The sequence below is a fragment of the Hymenobacter segetis genome, assembly GCF_054776495.1.
This window is the reverse complement of the sequence record NZ_BAAHBV010000004.1, coordinates 117249-133910: the sequence shown is the minus strand read 5'-3', so window position 1 is coordinate 133910 and position 16662 is coordinate 117249. Positions and strand designations below refer to the sequence as shown.

Here is a 16662-nt window from a genome sequence, read left to right as displayed (position 1 = left end):
GGCTCGCACGAGGCAAATGACAATTGTACTGAGAAAGGCAACGGCAATAGCGTCGGAAGACATCCGGTAGAGGAAAGCAACTTGATGAATGCAAAAGGATTCCCAAGCTACGCTACCCGCAATCATTTTTTAGCCAGAATTACTTATCCTCCGGCGACACCCAGGCAATATTTTATCCTAATCATCACATATTCTTATGCATGCAAGAACATGTAGTTGTGCTTTATAAATATTCTAAATATCCTAAGTGCCTGGTGGATGGCGCACCGCGAACGTTCAACGAAGCAATCGTTCCTTAAACTACTATTTCCCGAATGGATTCCGATGACACGCCAAAGGCCCCAAAAACGCAGGTTATCGAGGTCTTATAGCAGAGGGTTTTTCGAATACCTCCTTTCCTCCAATGGACTGTGCGCAAAAGCTATGACCTATGTCGCGATGCCTGCGACTGCTTTGGGGTGGACTATGGCTTTTATAAGGGTGCCCGTGAAGTTACTGACCTGTTCCGCAGGTACTGTTGCTGCACAAGCTCGGCAAATAGCACCGCTGTAATTACGGGGAATTATGAATTAAACAGAAATTTATATATAATTGCTCACATAAGCTTTGTGGTTACTGACGTCGTCGAGGCCAGCGGCACTTTCCGGTTAATGCTCATTTGGTTACTATCCATACTTTGCTATGACTGAACACCTGTACGTTCGCAACAACGAAGCGCCCTTTTACGGCGACCCCACGGTAGCCGGTGGCCAGCCTTCCAAGATTGTAAACCGGCTGTTGATGGGCTCCTACCTGACCCTGCTTCAGCCGGCCGCCATTGGCGGTTTTTATAACGTCCGGTCCATGGGCAAAACGGGTTGGATGCGGGCAGCGGATACGACCGATGAAATGGGCCTAAAAATCTTTTTCCTCGACGTGGGCCAAGGGGATGGAGCCCTCATCGAAGTGGGTACCCGTCGTTTCCTGGTCGACGCGGGTCCCGATGCCCACATGAAGTCCTATCTGGTCAAGTGGCAGTATAAGCACTTGCTCAATAAAGGCATTTCTGTGCATCTAGACGCACTCTTTGTCAGTCATTTCGATGAAGACCACTACAACGGCTTTACCGAGTTGCTCGCCGACACCCGCTTTACCTTTGGTACAGTGTATCACAATGGCATCGGCAAATGCTCTAAATCCAAAACGGGCTACCATCCCCCTTTCAATTGCGGCTTGGGCGAAAAATATACATCGGCCGCGGGGGTAGAGTGTCTGAAAACGAATTTTGATTCGTTAGCCGACCTGCTGCAGTTGCGGGACGCCGGCGGGCTGCAGGCAATGTTTGTCCGGTTCATTACAGCCTTGGAAAAGGCGCACTTGGAAGGACGCCTCGATGCTGTGAAGCGCTTGCGGCACGATGACACGATTCTATTGGAAGAAACCATTGAAAATAAGCCCTTACGCCTTACGGTCCTGGGACCCGTCTGTGAGGACAATAATGGGACCTGGGAGCATCGCTGGCTGGTGGATGATTCGCACACCGTAAATGGGCACAGCTTGGTTTTAAAGTTGGAATTTGGCACCTGTTCTGTTCTGCTGGGCGGGGACTTGAACACCCAAGCAGAAGTGCACTTGATGGATTCCTTTTCACCAAATAACCCCTTCCGGGTGGACGTTGCCAAAAGCTGCCACCACGGTTCTTCCGAGTTCTCGGAAAGCTTCATGGACTTGATTAGTCCGCTGGCCACCGTTATTTCCTCGGGAGACAATGAATCGTATTCTCATCCACGGGCCGATGCCGTTGGTTGCGCGGGCAAATACAGCCGGAGTGCGCGCCCGCTAGTATTTTCCACGGAATTAGCCCGCTCCACCAACTTGGAGAAGAGCACTTTGCTGTACGGGATGATTAATCTGCGCTGCGATGGGCAGCGTATTTTCATGGCCCATATGAAAGAAGCTACCACCACCGCAGACCTCTGGGATTCCTATCAAGTCAAGTAGTGACGCTGCAGCCACCCTGTGCAGGAACCAAGGAGGGTAAACGCATCGGCTGATGCTGGCGAACTACTCTTCAATGGCATTAAAAAAAAGGACCCCAGCCATGGGCCAAGGTCCTTTTTCATTGGAATACAAGCCAACTTCTTAATTCGGGGGTTCAGCTAACGACCGGCTGCGCTTACTCCACCAGCAGCTTGCGGTAGGCAGTACCGCTCTCATGGATAAGCCGCATGTGGTACAGTCCGGGCCCTAGCGCCGGCACAACCAACGTATGCGGCCCAGCTAATTGTCGCTCTCCGTTGACTAAGCTCACCACTCGCCGTCCCACTGCGTCAATTACTTCCACTCGCACCACGCTGCCAGCCGGCAGGAAGTAGGACAGCGTTGCGGTCCCCGCCGTAGGATTCGGGAAAATGGCCAACGCCAGTGCCTCCGCCTCGGGCGTGGTGGCCGTGACGATGCGCCGGGTGTACCAGATGGGGGACGTGACCAGGCTGTCCCCGTCGGCCTGGGAGATGACGGCGTAGTAGTACGCAGTGGCATTGATGGCCAACGGGTCCACGTAGCTCAGGGCCGTGGCCCCAGCCGCCGCGGTGGCCACCACCACGGGTGCCGCGCCGCTGCCGGGTACGCCGCGCAGCAGGCGCAGCGAGGTGACGGGCTCGTTGTCGGCATCGCTCACGCTCGCGGTAATCGAGGCCGGGCCCTGCTCCGCAAAGATGGAGCCCATGGGTTGGTTGTTGAGCGTAAACGTGGCTTCGGCATTCCAGTCATCCGAGGCATAGAAGTGACGCTGACGCAGCGCGTCCATGAGGTCGGCGGGCGTTAGCGCGGGGGCCAGAACCACCAGGCGGGCCGGCGTGGTGCGCAAAAACGTCGTGTTGTGGTTGTCGTGGTCGAGGCTGATGCCCACGTGGTAGCCCTTGGCCAAAAGCGCCGTGAAGGTGCTCGTGTAGCTGCCCCGCGAGGGGTTGGTATAGGTGATGTTGGTCGAGGTGGCCGGGCCCGAGCGCAGCACCGTGCCCACGATGGCCGAGTCGGCCCGCGGACTAAAGGCCGCGCTGCCGGCCAGGTTGCCGTAGTCGCCGCGCTGCGGGTGGGCCAGGGTGGCAAAGGCGCCCGGCCGCCGGTTGATTTCGCGGAACAGGCCCTGGTAGTCGTTCTTGGCCACGAACACGTCGTAGTTGCCCGGCTCCCAGCCCAGCAGCTGATTCACGCCGTAGACCACGACGTGGCCGCCGCCGCTGATGACGCCCCACTCCATGCCGTAAAGGGCGACGAAGCTGGCCGTGGTGGCCTGCGTGGCCTGCTGCAGGCCGCGGGCATAGTTGGGCAGGCTCATGCCGGCCTGGCTGTGGTTGTGCTCCGAGATGCCCAGGAAGTCCGAGTGCAGCGAGGCCGCCGCGTACTGAAAGTCCTGCAGGGGCGTCACGGCCAGCCCGTCCTGGTTGCCGTCCGAGTAACTGCTGTGCGCGTGGATGTTGCCCCGGAAGGGCAGCAGCGTGCCCACCGGCGGGACCGGCACGGTGTAGGTGGTATTGGCGAAAAAGGACGTGGTGTAGGCCGCCGAGCAGCCCGTGCCGTTGTAGGTGAAGACCTCCACGGAGTAGGTCGTGCCGGGCAGCAGGTTGGTCACCGTCACGCTCGTGGCCCCGGTGCCGGCGTAGACCACGTAGCCGCTGCCGAGCGCGCTGCCCCCGCCGTACGCCGCGCTGGCCGTGTAGCCGGTGCCGGCGGCGGGCAGGGCCAGGGCCGAGGAGCGGGGCCGCACTACCACCAGGTGGTTGGCCCCGCTGCCGGGCGTCCAGCCGAAGGTGGCGGCGGTGCGGCCGGCCGCGACGGCCGTGGCCGCGGTTGGGTTCTGGGTGGGGAAGGCGGCCAGCACACACGGGGCCGTGGTGAAGGTGCCGCTGGCCGGTGTGGCCGGCAGGTAATTGGTCGTGCAGCCCGTGCCGAGCAGCTCGTAGACCTGGTAGGCATAGGGCGTGTTGGGCTGCAGGTTGGTCACGGTAACCGTCGTGCCCGTCCCAGCATACACCACGTACCGGCCGGTGCCCAGTGCTGAACCACTGCCGAAGGCTGCGTTGCCGTTGTACACGCTCCCGTCGGTGGGCGCGGCCGCCGCGACGCTGGCGGGCCGCACGACCACGATTCGCCCGGTGCCGTTGCCCGCCGCCCAGCTCAGCGTGGCACCCGTGGTGGTCAGGTTGGCGGCCACGGGGGACGTGGCGGCCTGCGTCGGTTCGGGCCCCAGCGTACACGGTGCCGTCACGTAGATGTTGTCAAACACGGCATTCTCCGTGGCCGTGGTGGCATGGTTCCAGAAGCAGCCCACCCAGGGCAGCGACGTGGTGGCCAGGGCGGAGTCCTTGCGCACGCCGATGCGCACGAACGTGGCCGTCGTGGGGTCGTCAAACGTGGCCGTGTTGGCGCTCACTTCCAGCGTCCAGTTGTCCTCGTCCGGGGCGTAGAGCACCCGCACCGTGTGCGCCGGTCCCGTCAATGCCCCGGTCGCTGCCGGCACGCTCACGGCGGCCAGCGTACGCAGGGTCGCGGGCCCGGTCAGCCCGCCGGTGTAGCGCACCAGCTTCAGGCTATCGGGCGCGCCCGAATTGCCGTAGACCACCGCGTAGCCGTTGCCGGTGGTAAAGTCCGCCGCGCTGCCGGCCAGCACGAAGGCCACCCCGTAGTTATTGGGCCCGAACCCCGACGGATTGGGCCGCGACTGCTGCATGTTGAAGAGCCAGGTCAGCTGGTCCGCGTTTTGGCGCAGCACCGGGCTGTAGCGGCTGGACACGTCGCGCGACACGTAGTCCTTGCCCAGCACGCCGCTGCTCAGCTTAAGCTGGTTACTCACAATGGCCGCACCGGTGCCGGCCGTGGTTTCAGTTTCCAGCCAGCCCGCACCCACCGTGGGGCTGTCCGGCCGGTTAAAATCATCCAGCAAGGTGGGGGCCTGGGTCTGCGCCAAAACAGTAGTCGGTGCCAGCAGCGACAGGCCACTAACCAGCCAACGGCGAAGGGTAAGCGATGTAATCATAACGGGGAGGGGGAATGGACAGCCAATTTACTCCCATACGTGCCCGACGAACCTTTGGGCAGTAATAGACGCTGCTCTTGCTTTGGCAATGGCTTAGGGTAGTGAGAAAGGCCGAGAGTGCCGTATCCGCTCAATCCAACATAAGCAGCACCCAGTTGGATATGGGGTACAATGAGTTCATGCAGTCCCTCGTTTCGCCGGAAGACTGGGCCGATAAGCAGTCATTGCGTCAAGTGGATAAGGAGCATTAATGTTGGTTAAGCTTGATTATCGTTCTACTTCTTGGCCGGCAGCCCGGCTATCATCAGCGCTAATTTGCTTCTGCATTTCAGGTGCATTTACCATAATCCCCACCGCGTTTTTCAGTTCGTCCAGATGCCGGCTGCCATTCAGTACCGGAAGCTTACCTGCTGCGTCGATGGACCTGCCGACGTTCTCTCGATTCAACCCGCCAATAAACGGCGTGCGTTCCACGTGCTTGGCCACCTCCTGCAGTCGGTCTGCATCCAATCCCTTCCCGTGTTCGCGCAGGACCGGCGCCACATGAGCAGCAGCTTCCTTAAAAATGGCCTGAGCCTGAGCGTGAGTTGGGGGCAGCGGCTGTTGCGCACCAGTCGCTGCTTCTTTGGCTGCCGTGATTGCCTGAACCTGCTCGGCCGCTGTACGAAACCGCTTAGCATCTGTCTGGTCCAGCTTGGCATCGGGGCCCTGCAGAGCTGGATGCTTGATAATCTTCTCCGCCGCCTGCTGAAACTGCCCTATGTGGGTCTGGATAGCCGCTGGATTCAGGTTGGTCGCCTCTACCCCCTTCCCCACCGCTACGCCCTTTTCAAAATTACCGGCCCCGGGCATATTAGCGACAATGTCCATCACCCGGTAGCCCGTCACCTCCAGCTCCCGCCGGGCATCGAAGGCTTTCATCTCTGGAGATAAGGCCGCCAGCGGACGCGCCTGGCTGGGGTCACGCAGCTTTTTGGCTTCGATTCCAGGCGCCGGGCTAATCACCTGCTCAAACATGGCTTTCAGTGCCCGCAAGTTCTTCTCCGCTTCCTGAGGCGCATGCGACCGCACCATGGCCAGGTCGCGGGCCCGGTTGAGCGTGGCCGGGTCAATGCGGGCAAAGTCGACCTGGTAGCCGGCCTCCTTGCCCAGTTGCACAAACGTGGCCTGCAGCGTGCGCCCGTTGCCATCCCGAAAAGCGTGGGTGTGATTGTACTGGTCGAGGTAGTAGGCGGCGCGCTCGGCAAACTTCTCTTCCGACAGCCCCTTCAGGTTATTCTCCTTGCCCAGCTGCTCACCGATGGCGTTCAGGCGCAGCTCAATCTCCTTATAGGGCGCGTAGGTCATCGTTTCTTTTAAGCCCGTGACGTAGGTGGGCTTATGCCCCTGAAACTCCCGGTCGGCCCGGGTTTCGCCGGCCCACTGGTAGACTCCCTCAAAGAGCTTCTGGTGCACCTGCTTGAGGTGGGCGTGGTCGTAGCGCCCACCTGGAATGCCGCCCTGTATATTGAGCCGCTGCAGGCGCAGCAGTGAGGAGTCGGTTTCGGCCTGCGCCAGCTGCTGGGGGTCGGTAATGCCCAGCCGGTTTATCCGCACTCCGTTCTCGTCGCTGAATCGGTCGCCGGCTACCATCAGCGCGCGGAGTTAGGCTCGGAGGTAGCAAACCCGGCTGCCGGCCGGTAGCGGGCCAGCAGCATGGCGTCGGTGAGCTCAATGGCCTCCTCGATGCTTATCTCTCCGTCCACGTGCCGCTGCATGATGGCCAGGGCCTCCGGGCTGGGCGCGGGGCCGTTGCTCATCAGGATGGCAATGGAGTTGTTAGCGTGCCGTTCCCGCTCCTGGCGGTTAGCGAACTGTTCGGGAGTCAGGCCGGCCGGGGCGGGCGTGAAAAAGCTCTTCATCATAAGGTTTTAAGTATGGATGATGGGTACTTACTTAACAGCAAAAAGGGCCTAAACGTCGCTTTTTACAGGCTTTCTGAGGCTAATCCACCTCATTTCTTTGTGCCTCCTGCTAAGGTATTTACATGCAGGGCGAGTGTTTCTTTTACCTGCTGGCTGACCTGCCGGTAGTTCTCCTGCACCACCGTCGACAACGCGGCGGCGCTGTCCTCTTCGCCGGTCCCGAACGTGGCCACCGGGTGCAGCGGAAAACGCTCCTGGGTAGCATCGGCCCGGGAGATGACGCCCTGGAAGAAGGTGCGCTCAGTTTCCACCGTCTGGCCGATAAACTCGCCCTGTTGCAGGCCGATGGCATCCTGCACCCGCACCAGGTTGCGCTCCTGGTAGCTGGTGCTCAGGTTGGAGCTGTGGCTGCCGTGGCTGCCGGCCCCGCCCTGGCTCTTGCCGGTGCTGGTGCTGTGCATCTGCTTGTCCTCGCGGCCCACGAGCTCGGAAATGAACTTGGCCGTGTCGAGCGAGTTGACCTTGCCGAAAAACTGGTTGTTGAGGTTGCTGACCATAACCTTCATCTTCTCAGGGCCATAGGCGTCGGTCATTTGCGCCAGGTCCTGGGTCATGTAGATGGTGGCCACCTTGTTGCTGCGGGCCGTGGCCGGCAGCAGCTCCAGCCCCGGCACGTACACCGTGGCGGCCTCGTCGAGGAACACGTAGCTGCGGTGCTTGTGCTGCTGGTTCATGAGCTTGATGGCCACCGTGATGATGCAGCTGACCACCGGCGAGAAGGTTTCCTTGAGCGTGGGGTCGTTGCCGATGCAGAGCAGTGCCGGCTGCTTCGGGTCGTTCAGATTCAGCGAGAACCCCTCCCCTTTCGCCTCATCGGGGGTGAGCACCCAGACAATTTCTGGGGAGTTGATGCGGTTGAGAATCACCTGCAGCGTGCCCACCACGGCGGCCACCTGCTTCTCGGCCCGCTGCTCCACGGCCGTCACGATGCTGCGCACCATGCCGGCGCACTCGGGGTCAGTTTCCAGCATCGAGAGCACGTGCTTGAAGTCCTTGTGGATGGCCGTGGCCACCACGTGGGGAATGGTGCAGTAGCAGGGAAAGTGCTTTTTGTAAAACCAGATGATGCCCGTCAGGTAAGCCACGGCGCTGATGTCGAAGAACTCCATCTTGCGGATGCTGGCCGGGTTGAGGTTGTTGATGATGGCCCGCGAGTACTCCTCAGCAAACGCCACCACCGGCATGTCCTCGGCCCGCAGCGGGTTCACCCGCTCGCTGCGGGTCAGGTCGCGGAAGTTGATTACGTGCAGCACCACCGCCGGCTCGGGCTCTCTGTTGGGCAGCAGCCGCGGCGGGCTCTGCCGGCGCCCGGCCAGCTCCAACGCCTTCTGCGCCGTTTCGGCCAGCACTGGAAACTTGAAGTCGTAGATGAGCCCGGCAAAGTTCTTGGCCGCCAGCTGCTCGATGAGCGGTTCACCAATGGAATAAGTCTTACCCGCCCCGGCGCCGCCGAGCACCAGCACGCCGCGGTAGGGGTTGGGCACGTTCACCCAACCGCCCCCTTCCGTGGGCAGGTTGAATCCGTCCGGCGTCTCCAGCTTCTTACGCTCCACGCTCAGCCCAAACTCCGGGCTCTTGGTCGCGGCCCGCAGCAGCCCTACCACAAAGCCGCTGGCCAGCGCCACACTCACCGCGACGGGGTAGCCCATCCGGATAAAGCCCGGCTGGTAGGAAGCCATGGTCAGCAGCCCGTAGGCGCTAAGCAGAAACAGCCCCGCGCAGCTGGCCACGACGACGCGCACGGCTTGGGGCCGCAGCGGCTTGCGCCGGGCCGGGCCGCCGGGTTTGCGCTCGGGTGCGGGCAGCACAAATACCAGCACTCCGGCCAGGAGCAGCACCAGCCCGCGCAGGTACCCGCCGGCCGCGTAATAGAACCTACCTGCCTTGACCAGCAGCCTGCCTTTAAATCCCTGCCCGGCGGTGGCGACACTCAGCGCGGCCGCCCCTCCCCTACTCACCACCTGGTCGCCGGCCCGGCTCGTGGCCGTGGCCATTTCAGCGGCGGGCTGGCCTACTACCGGCGCCGCCTGCCGCTGCAGCCGGGCCCGGCGAGCTTCAGCCCGTTGCTGGTTAATGACGGCCATTCGGGCCGCCAGGCGCTGGCCGGGGGTTAGCTTGGGAGCCTGCATGGCCTGGTGCTGAGTAGCCCGGGCCGTCGCCAGCTCTGCGGGGTGCTGCAGCACGTACCATTCGCCGGCCAGCAAGGCTAGTAGCAGCAGGCCGATGAGCAAGCCGATGGATTGGGACTGAGCCGCCGGTCGAGGGGGTAAACTGGTCATAGGGGATGAGGAAAAGGAGCAGTTTGCTGGTAGGCTTACATTTCGATGTCGAGCTCCGCGCTGTGGCGCCCGGGCTTCTCGGCCACGTGCTCGGTGCGCTCGTCCTTCGCGTTTTGGGCGTGACGTACCAGATGCTGCACCGCGTGCAGAGCAGTGGCAGCCTGGCGCTGTGGGGTAGCCGCCTGCTCCCGCCCCGTACTGAGCAGCTGCAGGGCGTTGTCGATGGGTCGGCCGTCGCGGGCCCGCTCTTCTACTCTAGCCAGCATCCGGTAGAAGGTCTTGTCAAACTCCCGGGCCACGGCAATGCCCTGCACCGTGTCCGAGGCCAGGTGCTGCTCATGGGGCACCAGCAGGTTGATGCGTGCCACGCGCCCGGCAATCTTATCCAGCCGACCCGCGTCGTGGGTGGTGTCCCGCTGCCGGGTAGCCTGGGGCCGTAGCTTCTCATGCTCCTGGGCCACGTAGCCAAACTGCCGCTCGAACTGCCGGCCGGCCGCGGCCTGCCAGCGCATCAAATCAAACCGCTGCCGGCGCCCGCCGGGATTAAGGGTTAGCTTCTGCTCCGCGTCGCGGGCACTAACAATGACGTGCACGTGGGCCTGCAGCCCAGTTCGCTTCTCCCCGGCTTTGGCCGTGCCGGCCAGCACTTCGGGGTCCGTGCCCCGGTAGGTGCGGTCCTGGTGCAGCACGGCGCCCCACACGATGTCCTGGCTGCTCAGTTGGCGGCCGCCGGGCAGGGTAAAGTTCTGCGCGTACTGCTGCATCACTGCCCGCGTGTAGGCCTTGAGCTTCTCGGGGTCGCTGCCGATGTGGGCCAGCTCCTGCTCGCTCGGGCTCAGCACCAGGGAGTAAAATTTAGCCTCGCTGGCCCGCAGGCCTTTCACGTTGGTATCGATGGCCTGTCGCACTTCTGCGGCGTTTAACTCGTTGGCATCGGCGCTGAAAAACGTGGCTTCCTGCCCCTCCCCTACTGCTTCGTGCTGCAGGTACTGGAGCGTCTGCGCGCTGCTGCCGGTGTTGGTATACGCGGCTTTGCCGTGCGTTTTGGGGTTGATTAATTTGACGTACATCTTAAGGTAGACCGGTATTTTATTGGCGTATCGTAGTTGCTTTTTCGCTTTATTGCCCCTGCCCTGCCGGTACTTCATCCGGCTTGCTGCGCTTACCTGGCCCCGCATTTCGGGCCGCTTCCAAAGCTGCTTTTACCTGCTTTTCGACTGCTTCCTCGTTGCGCTGCCGCAGCAGCTGCAGGGCCTGCTGCTGCCGTTGCAGTTGTGGCTCGCTGAGCGTTTCCAGCTGTGCGTTGAGGTTGCCCACCAGGATTTCATTCAGGCGCAGCACCCGCTCCAGCGTGATGCGCGTGCGCAGCATTTCCTCCAGCATGGCCGTGAGCAATGTGCGCTCCTGCTCCTGCATAAACCCAAATACCCGGTCCCCAAGCTTCTTTATCTGTTGCATGATGAGCTGCCCCTCACGAGCCTCCGTCTCGCGCGGGTCCAGGCCTCGGGTGGCAAAGTATTCCACCGCCGCACTGGCGTACACGCCCAGGCTGGCGCCGACTTCCGCCGCGGCCGCCTCAGCTTTCCGGTGGGTGTTGTTGTCCAGGGTGACCCGCTTGCGTAGCTCCGTGCTCATCGTGTTATTTCTATTTTAGCGGCCTTGTGGGCAATTTTTCATGCTTTGAATCAGCCACTTACCTTGCCATGGCCCGTAAATCAGCTCTGCTGATTTATAAAATACTCAAGACTAAGGCATTAGCCGTTGGATTGGGGTGTTCTTCTTGCTGAGACTATTCTATGGTTAGCAAAAAGTTAGTTATAAGCTAGTACGCAGCTTTGCATCGCCGTGTTAGCAGCTGGCGCTTTTTTCCCTACCGCCCTGTTCTATCGTGCTCTGTGGTTAGCGGATTGGACCGCTGCTTGGGGTTTCGGCAGCTGGCCACGCATAGTGATTTGGCGCTAGCTCAGGGCTTCCAAATAGCTTTCCAGAGCCAACCAGTGGGTTTTTCAATTCGGCGCCTACTTCCTGTAGTTCTGCAATTCTGTATTTCTGTTGCTATAGGAAAACTAAATACACCAGCAGTACCGCGACGGTACCAATGACGTTCTGCTTTTCTGTTGTTCTGTTCTTCTATAGCTCCACAAGCAAGAAAGCTGCGCAGGTCGGGCTTGCACATTCTGCTTTTATGCAATTCTGTTTTTCTGCATTTCTGTTGTCATGAAAGGCCCCACCGGCTGGCGCTGCCTGCAGATTTGCCATTCTGCAGCCGCACAGTTTTGCAGAACGACACTTCTGTTAATCTGGTTTAATACTATTTTGCGTTTCTGTTTTTCTGTTGTTTTGTATTTATACTGAATGACTGATTAACAGAATTGCTTTTCTGTGTTCTTGCGCAATAATATTTCTGCTTTTCAGCAAAAGCGTGGTTCTGTGTTTCTGCTTTTCTATTACTTTTGGCTCACCGTCCCGCTGGTCGTCGTGACCGGCCTCTACTCACGCCCTCAACCCCGCACCAACTATGTCCAAGGTTATCAGCTTTGCCACCCAGAAGGGGGGCTCCGGTAAATCCACCCTAGCCCTCGTGCTCGCCGCCCCGCTGGCGACCGAGTACGGCCTGCGCATCGCCGTCCTGGACTGCGACTACCAGCAGAGTATCGTCAAGACCCGTGAGCAGGTGGACGCGGCCAACTTCGCCCGGCTGCGCGAAACCAACCCCGACGCGCAGTATCCCTACGACGTGTACCCCTGGCAGCTGAGCCGGATTTTCGACTTCATCGACAACCCCGAGCACAACTACGACCTGATTATCATTGACGTGCCGGGCCGCGCCGACGGCGACGACGTGTTCAACGCCCTGACGGCCTGCGACGCGGTGATTGTACCTCTGGTGTCGGATTACCTGGACCGGGCCTCCACGGCCGAGTTCATGACCATCCTGGAGGCCATCAAGAAGGCGGCCGACGACGCGCAGATTGACTTCCAGTACTACGGCCTGCCCACCAAGCGCGTGGCGGGGCAGCGGGAGGAGAAGGAGATGGACGACTACATCGACGGACTGGGCCTCTCGCGCTTCAACTCCTCCCTGGGCCACCGCAAGGCCTACACCCGGGCTTCGACGCTCTATAGCCTGCTCAACCCGGCCTGGGCGCGCTACGCCGGCGGCACCAAGGACACCAGTGACGAAATCCGCCGCGTGTGCGAGGAGCTCATCGAGCGCCTGGGCCTGCCTGACCGCCGTGCCGCAGCTGCCGCTTCCGTATCCACCGCTTCAACCTCCGCGAAATAATGGGCTTCGAGAAACCACAAATCACCCCGCGCCGCCGCATTGAAGTGCCCGAAGAAGCCCGCCAGCAGGCCCGGGCCGGGATGGGAGGGGAGGCCACCCGCACGGCTACGGCGCCGCCCGCAGCAGTAGAGCCTATCGCGGCGCCGACTGCGGTAGCAGCTCCGGCGGCCCCGGCACCCGCCCCCGTTGCGGAACCAGCCCCAGCGCCAGTCCCTGTTGCTCCGGTGGCTTCGGCTGCTGCACCGGTCCGGGCCTCTACCCGGGGCCGTAAGCCCGCCGCGGCAGCGGCGCCAGCGCCGGAGGGCGAAGTGCCGCTGCACACGGTCCAAATCGCCAAATCCGTGGTGCAGGAGATTAAGATGAGCCTGCTGCTGGCCACGCCCGGCCCGGACACGCCCACGACCATCAAGAATTACCTGGAAGCTGCCCACCGGCACTACGACGCTTACCTGCGTAAAGCCGGCAAGCTGCCGCCCGCCAAGTAGGGGAGGGGCACTTGGTTGCAGCAACAGCAAAAGCAGCCTCTTCGGGGGCTGCTTTTGCTTTAGGCAATGATGGCGGGCCTTGCCGACGCGCCAGTTGCTACGCAGCCGCTGGCATTATCCATCTCTCACATTTTATAAGTTTTGTTCCCCATCCTTCTTCCCGAAGTAAGGTGGCAGGGGTGTCGTTACCAATGGCCGAATAAGCTGCTAATCTTGCTCTGCAGCCTTGAAAGGGCATTCCAGACAGGCAAAAGCGTGAGTGTACTGCGGTTCTTGAGTTGGGGTTTCGCTTATAAAACGTGCTAGTTTGCCGTGGCAACACCCCAAGTGGCTTATAAAACGTGGTAATTCATTGTTATTCATAAGTTAGCAAGAAGTTAGTAGGACTCGTTTGCGGGCTGAAAAAATCCGGAATGGCTTATAAAAAGTGGTGCAAGACTCCAGGTAGCCTGAGATTCAATAGCTGCTGCAGCCACTTATAAAACGTGGTTTTAAGCGGGTAACGTACAGGTTCCGCTTGGAAAAGTGCAATCCCCGTGCTCGTTGGGTCCTTTTGCTTTTTTTGTTGTTTTCTTGTTTGTTCTGGCCCGTGGTTTGGACCACCACTCTAAAAGCTATTCCGAATGGGTATCAACAACCTTTGTGAGTTTATTTGTTAATCCTTGTCTATTTGTAGGGCTCAGAAGTACCTGACAATCAATAGCATATAATGGTATAAAACCACTTTTTATAAGCGAAAAACCACGTTTTATACCTTTTATTACCACGTTTTATAAGTGAACTCTCACGTTTTATAAGTCTATCCACCACGTTTTATAAGCTAAAAACCACGCCCAACTACCACTGTGGTTTTTTAGCTACCGGCTCATTATCTTTGCTTTATTCCCACCGCCTTATGTCCTAGTCTATGAAGCCTGAAGATACTGCCGTTGTGCTTGTGGAACCAGCTCCGGTTCCGGTCGTTCGCCAGCACAACGCCATCACCCAGGCCCGCTACGACTACACCGCGTGCCAGCTGGACATCTTCTTCTACTTGCTCTCCCGGCTGCGCCGGGATGATACGGCGGACCAGGAGTACACCATCTACGTGAAGGATGTGGAGGCCCTGACCGGGCGGCAGTGGAATTACCAGCAGTTGCGCGAAGCGACAGCGGATATGGGCTCGCGCATGTTCGAGGTGGAAAACGAGCGCACGTACCAGCAGCTGTGGATGTTTCAGCGGGTGGAATACATCAAGGGCAAGGGCTGCCTGCAGATTCAGCTGGCGGCGCCCATCCGGCCCTTCCTGTTCAACCTTAAGGAAAACTTCACCTCCTACCAGCTGCACTCGGCCCTGAAACTGAGCAGCAAGTACGCCAAGCGCATCTACCAGCTCGTGAGCCAGTGGAAGGACAAGGCTTCGACGCGCACTTACCCGCTGGACGAGTTCAAGCAGATGCTGCACCTGAAGGACCCCAAAGGAAAGGAGCCGGAACTGTTTCAGAACATCAGCCAGCTCAAGGCCCGGGTGCTCGACATCGCCGTGCGCCAGGTCACCGAGCACACCGACCTGAAGATTAACTACGAGCTGGTCAAGAAGGGGCGGGCCTACGACGCGGTGCGCTTCACCATTGCCCGCCAGCAGCCCCAGCAGTTGCCCATTCCCTTCGAGCAGCCTTCGGAGGATGCCCGGGCCAACGCGGCCCGGCAAAGCCTGGAAGCACTGGGCATCACCCAGCCCCAGCTGGTGGCCACCATCCTCGGCGACCCCAAGCACCTGGACCAGCTGTTTAAGTTTACCTACCAGCTCAAAACCGACAAGGTGAAGGCGACCAAGAACCCCGGCGGTCTTTTCTTGAAAATCTGCGGCCTGCGATAATCAGCCCTTGGCTTCCACCTGCCGGGTGTTGGCAGCAGCCGCTTCGGCCCGCACCACGGCGAACAACTCCTCCTCGGACACCTGTAGCACCCGCGCCAGCTGCTGCAGCTCGCCCACCGTGCAGGTGCCGGGGCTACGCTTGCGGGTGTCGTAGGTACGGGCCGACACTCCCCAGGCCTCCACGATGCGCTTGCGGGTGCCGGCTACTTCGAGCAATTCCGCCAAGGTGCCGGGGTAGTGTACCCGGGGCGGACTGGTCAGCGGCTCGGTAAAAGCGACGGTTGGGGCAGCAACTTTGGACATCAGAAAAAGCTGAAAAAGGCACAGAATAAAGCGCGTAAGGTATAGGCTTTACGTCGTACCTGAAAAACCAGCTTGCCGGTTTTTAGAAAATCAAGCCGGCGGGGCTTTTGCAATGGCCCCGCTAATGGCCCCTACCACTGACACAGGTGCTGGCTCTGGAGCGGCAACCGGTTGCAACTGCAGCCCTGGGCTGCTTCCGTGGCCAGGGTCTGCTCTTCCCAGCTTGCGCACTCGGCTACGGCCAGCGCCAGCCACTTCCACAGCTGCCCCGCTGCCGTGCATCCGCTGATATGCTGCTCGGCGGATTGCCGGCGGGCCGGGGTAATGGCGGGGTGCTGCAAAATGCAGCGCAGCTCGGCGCGGAGTGCCTCCATTTCCGGAGTCTGGGGCAACTGGGATGATGCGGGCATGAGTGAGCGGATAAAGTGATACCAGGCGCGAGTTCAGCCGCCCCGGGTCCTGGCGGAGCGGCTGAGCGCGGGCGGGGTTAGCGCATCATGTTGGATTTCATCAGCAGCACCGGGCCGGCCACCACGTCCACGGGGGAGTACTGGTCGAGCGGGTAGGTCTCAAACCAGGCGGCCGTGGCCAGTGGGTTGATGGGCCGGCGGCGGTCTTTGCCCTCGTCGTCAAAAACGAGGATATACCCATCGTAGGGCCCGTGCTGCGGGCAATGCACGTCGATGTAATCCGCCTCCAGCGCCGCGCAAAGCTGGGTTAGCTGAAAGGTTTTGCGGCCCTTCTCCGGACGCACCTCGCGCACGCTGCCGTCCACGCCCAGCAGCATGGCCGCGCCCTCGGCGGGGAGCATCGCGGCGTACTGGCTCCGGAAGTATTCCCCCAGCGCCTCCCGCGAAGGGTATTCCCGCGCGCCCACTACCTGCAGCGGGCTGCGGTCGTAGGTCGTGGTGGGGAAGAGGTTGCCGGTAGTGCCACACAGAGCCACAATCTGGGTGGGCTGACCGGCGCGGGTGCGCAGGAACAGGCGGGGAGGCAGGGGGAAGTTGGCTCCCTCGGGCTTTACCAGTTCCGTGTTGTGCAGACTAAAGAGCAGGGCTTGCGGGCGAGTTGAGCGAGGGGCCTTTTCCATAATACAGAGCTGATTTATTGCTGGTTGCTTCTGTATTATAAACGATTTAACGCGGTCTGTAGTTCTCTTTTTGCCATTTATTTTATATCATTTTGCTCTTTTCATCCGCTCTTCTTTGCCCCACTGCCCAGCGCGCACAAGACCCCAAAAAGCGCAACAGCCTGGCTCGACTGTTGCGCCCGGAATGGAAAGCAGTTAGTCCACGGCAAACATGCTTGCCTGCCGGGCCATCAGCGGCAGGGGCATGCGCTCGGCTTGGGCAATTGCCTGCTCGACAGCGTGGCGGTCCGGGAAGCGCGGGAGCTGCTAGTGGGCTGCCTGCCGCACCAGCTCCGCAAAATGTGGCGTGGACCGGCCGAATTAATAGGTTTTATAAGCCA

General features: G+C 60.4%; 13 protein-coding genes. 4 read left to right on the top strand and 9 right to left on the bottom strand.

Annotated features, from left to right (window positions below; genetic code table 11):
* The first annotated feature begins 681 nt into the window (after positions 1-681).
* On the top strand, positions 682-1980 hold the full coding sequence (locus tag ACYU70_RS21445) for a ComEC/Rec2 family competence protein (RefSeq protein ID WP_460616121.1): 1299 nt from the start codon (positions 682-684) through the stop codon (positions 1978-1980).
* Positions 1981-2155: 175 nt separating this feature from the next.
* On the opposite strand, the gene ACYU70_RS21440 is transcribed toward ACYU70_RS21445, so the two are convergent.
* The 6 genes from ACYU70_RS21440 to ACYU70_RS21415 all read right to left on the bottom strand — a co-directional run bounded on the left by ACYU70_RS21440 (position 2156) and on the right by ACYU70_RS21415 (position 10895).
* Positions 2156-5017 carry a CehA/McbA family metallohydrolase gene (locus tag ACYU70_RS21440; RefSeq protein ID WP_342301546.1) on the bottom strand — a complete coding sequence of 954 codons (2862 nt, stop codon included), beginning with the start codon at positions 5015-5017 and terminating at the stop codon, positions 2156-2158.
* Positions 5018-5284: 267 nt separating this feature from the next.
* The gene (locus tag ACYU70_RS21435) at positions 5285-6649 is read right to left on the bottom strand and encodes a Fic/DOC family protein (protein ID WP_342301545.1); all 1365 of its coding nucleotides are present in this window, start codon (positions 6647-6649) and stop codon (positions 5285-5287) included.
* Entirely contained in the window at positions 6649-6921 is a 273-nt protein-coding gene (locus ACYU70_RS21430) for an antitoxin VbhA family protein (RefSeq protein ID WP_342301544.1), read from the bottom strand. Before ACYU70_RS21430 ends, ACYU70_RS21435 begins: the two co-directional genes overlap by 1 nt.
* Positions 6922-7010: 89 nt before the next feature.
* The gene (locus ACYU70_RS21425) at positions 7011-9260 is read right to left on the bottom strand and encodes a TraM recognition domain-containing protein (protein ID WP_342301542.1); all 2250 of its coding nucleotides are present in this window, start codon (positions 9258-9260) and stop codon (positions 7011-7013) included.
* A 35-nt stretch (positions 9261-9295) separates the two neighbouring features.
* On the bottom strand, positions 9296-10330 hold the full coding sequence (locus ACYU70_RS21420) for a DUF5712 family protein (RefSeq protein WP_342301540.1): 1035 nt from the start codon (positions 10328-10330) through the stop codon (positions 9296-9298).
* A 49-nt stretch (positions 10331-10379) separates the two neighbouring features.
* Positions 10380-10895 carry a BfmA/BtgA family mobilization protein gene (locus ACYU70_RS21415; RefSeq protein WP_342301538.1) on the bottom strand — a complete coding sequence of 172 codons (516 nt, stop codon included), beginning with the start codon at positions 10893-10895 and terminating at the stop codon, positions 10380-10382.
* 883 nt (positions 10896-11778) lie between these two features.
* Here ACYU70_RS21415 and ACYU70_RS21410 point away from each other — a divergent pair.
* The 3 genes from ACYU70_RS21410 (at position 11779) to ACYU70_RS21400 (ending at position 14889) form a co-directional block, all read left to right on the top strand.
* A complete protein-coding gene (locus ACYU70_RS21410) occupies positions 11779-12546 on the top strand; it encodes a ParA family protein (protein WP_342301536.1) in 768 nt (255 codons plus the stop codon).
* On the top strand, positions 12546-13031 hold the full coding sequence (locus ACYU70_RS21405; RefSeq protein WP_342301534.1) for a hypothetical protein: 486 nt from the start codon (positions 12546-12548) through the stop codon (positions 13029-13031). Before ACYU70_RS21410 ends, ACYU70_RS21405 begins: the two co-directional genes overlap by 1 nt.
* 907 nt (positions 13032-13938) lie before the next feature.
* On the top strand, positions 13939-14889 hold the full coding sequence (locus ACYU70_RS21400) for a replication initiation protein (protein WP_342300819.1): 951 nt from the start codon (positions 13939-13941) through the stop codon (positions 14887-14889).
* On the opposite strand, the gene ACYU70_RS21395 is transcribed toward ACYU70_RS21400, so the two are convergent.
* The 3 genes from ACYU70_RS21395 to ACYU70_RS21385 all read right to left on the bottom strand — a co-directional run bounded on the left by ACYU70_RS21395 (position 14890) and on the right by ACYU70_RS21385 (position 16282).
* Positions 14890-15192, bottom strand: coding sequence for a hypothetical protein (locus ACYU70_RS21395; RefSeq protein ID WP_342300820.1), 303 nt, complete (start codon positions 15190-15192; stop codon positions 14890-14892).
* Positions 15193-15323: 131 nt separating this feature from the next.
* Positions 15324-15602: a hypothetical protein gene (locus ACYU70_RS21390; RefSeq protein WP_342300822.1), complete on the bottom strand. Its 279-nt coding sequence runs from the start codon at positions 15600-15602 to the stop codon at positions 15324-15326.
* 77 nt (positions 15603-15679) lie between these two features.
* Positions 15680-16282, bottom strand: coding sequence for a hypothetical protein (locus ACYU70_RS21385; protein ID WP_342300823.1), 603 nt, complete (start codon positions 16280-16282; stop codon positions 15680-15682).
* Positions 16283-16662 lie beyond the last annotated feature (380 nt).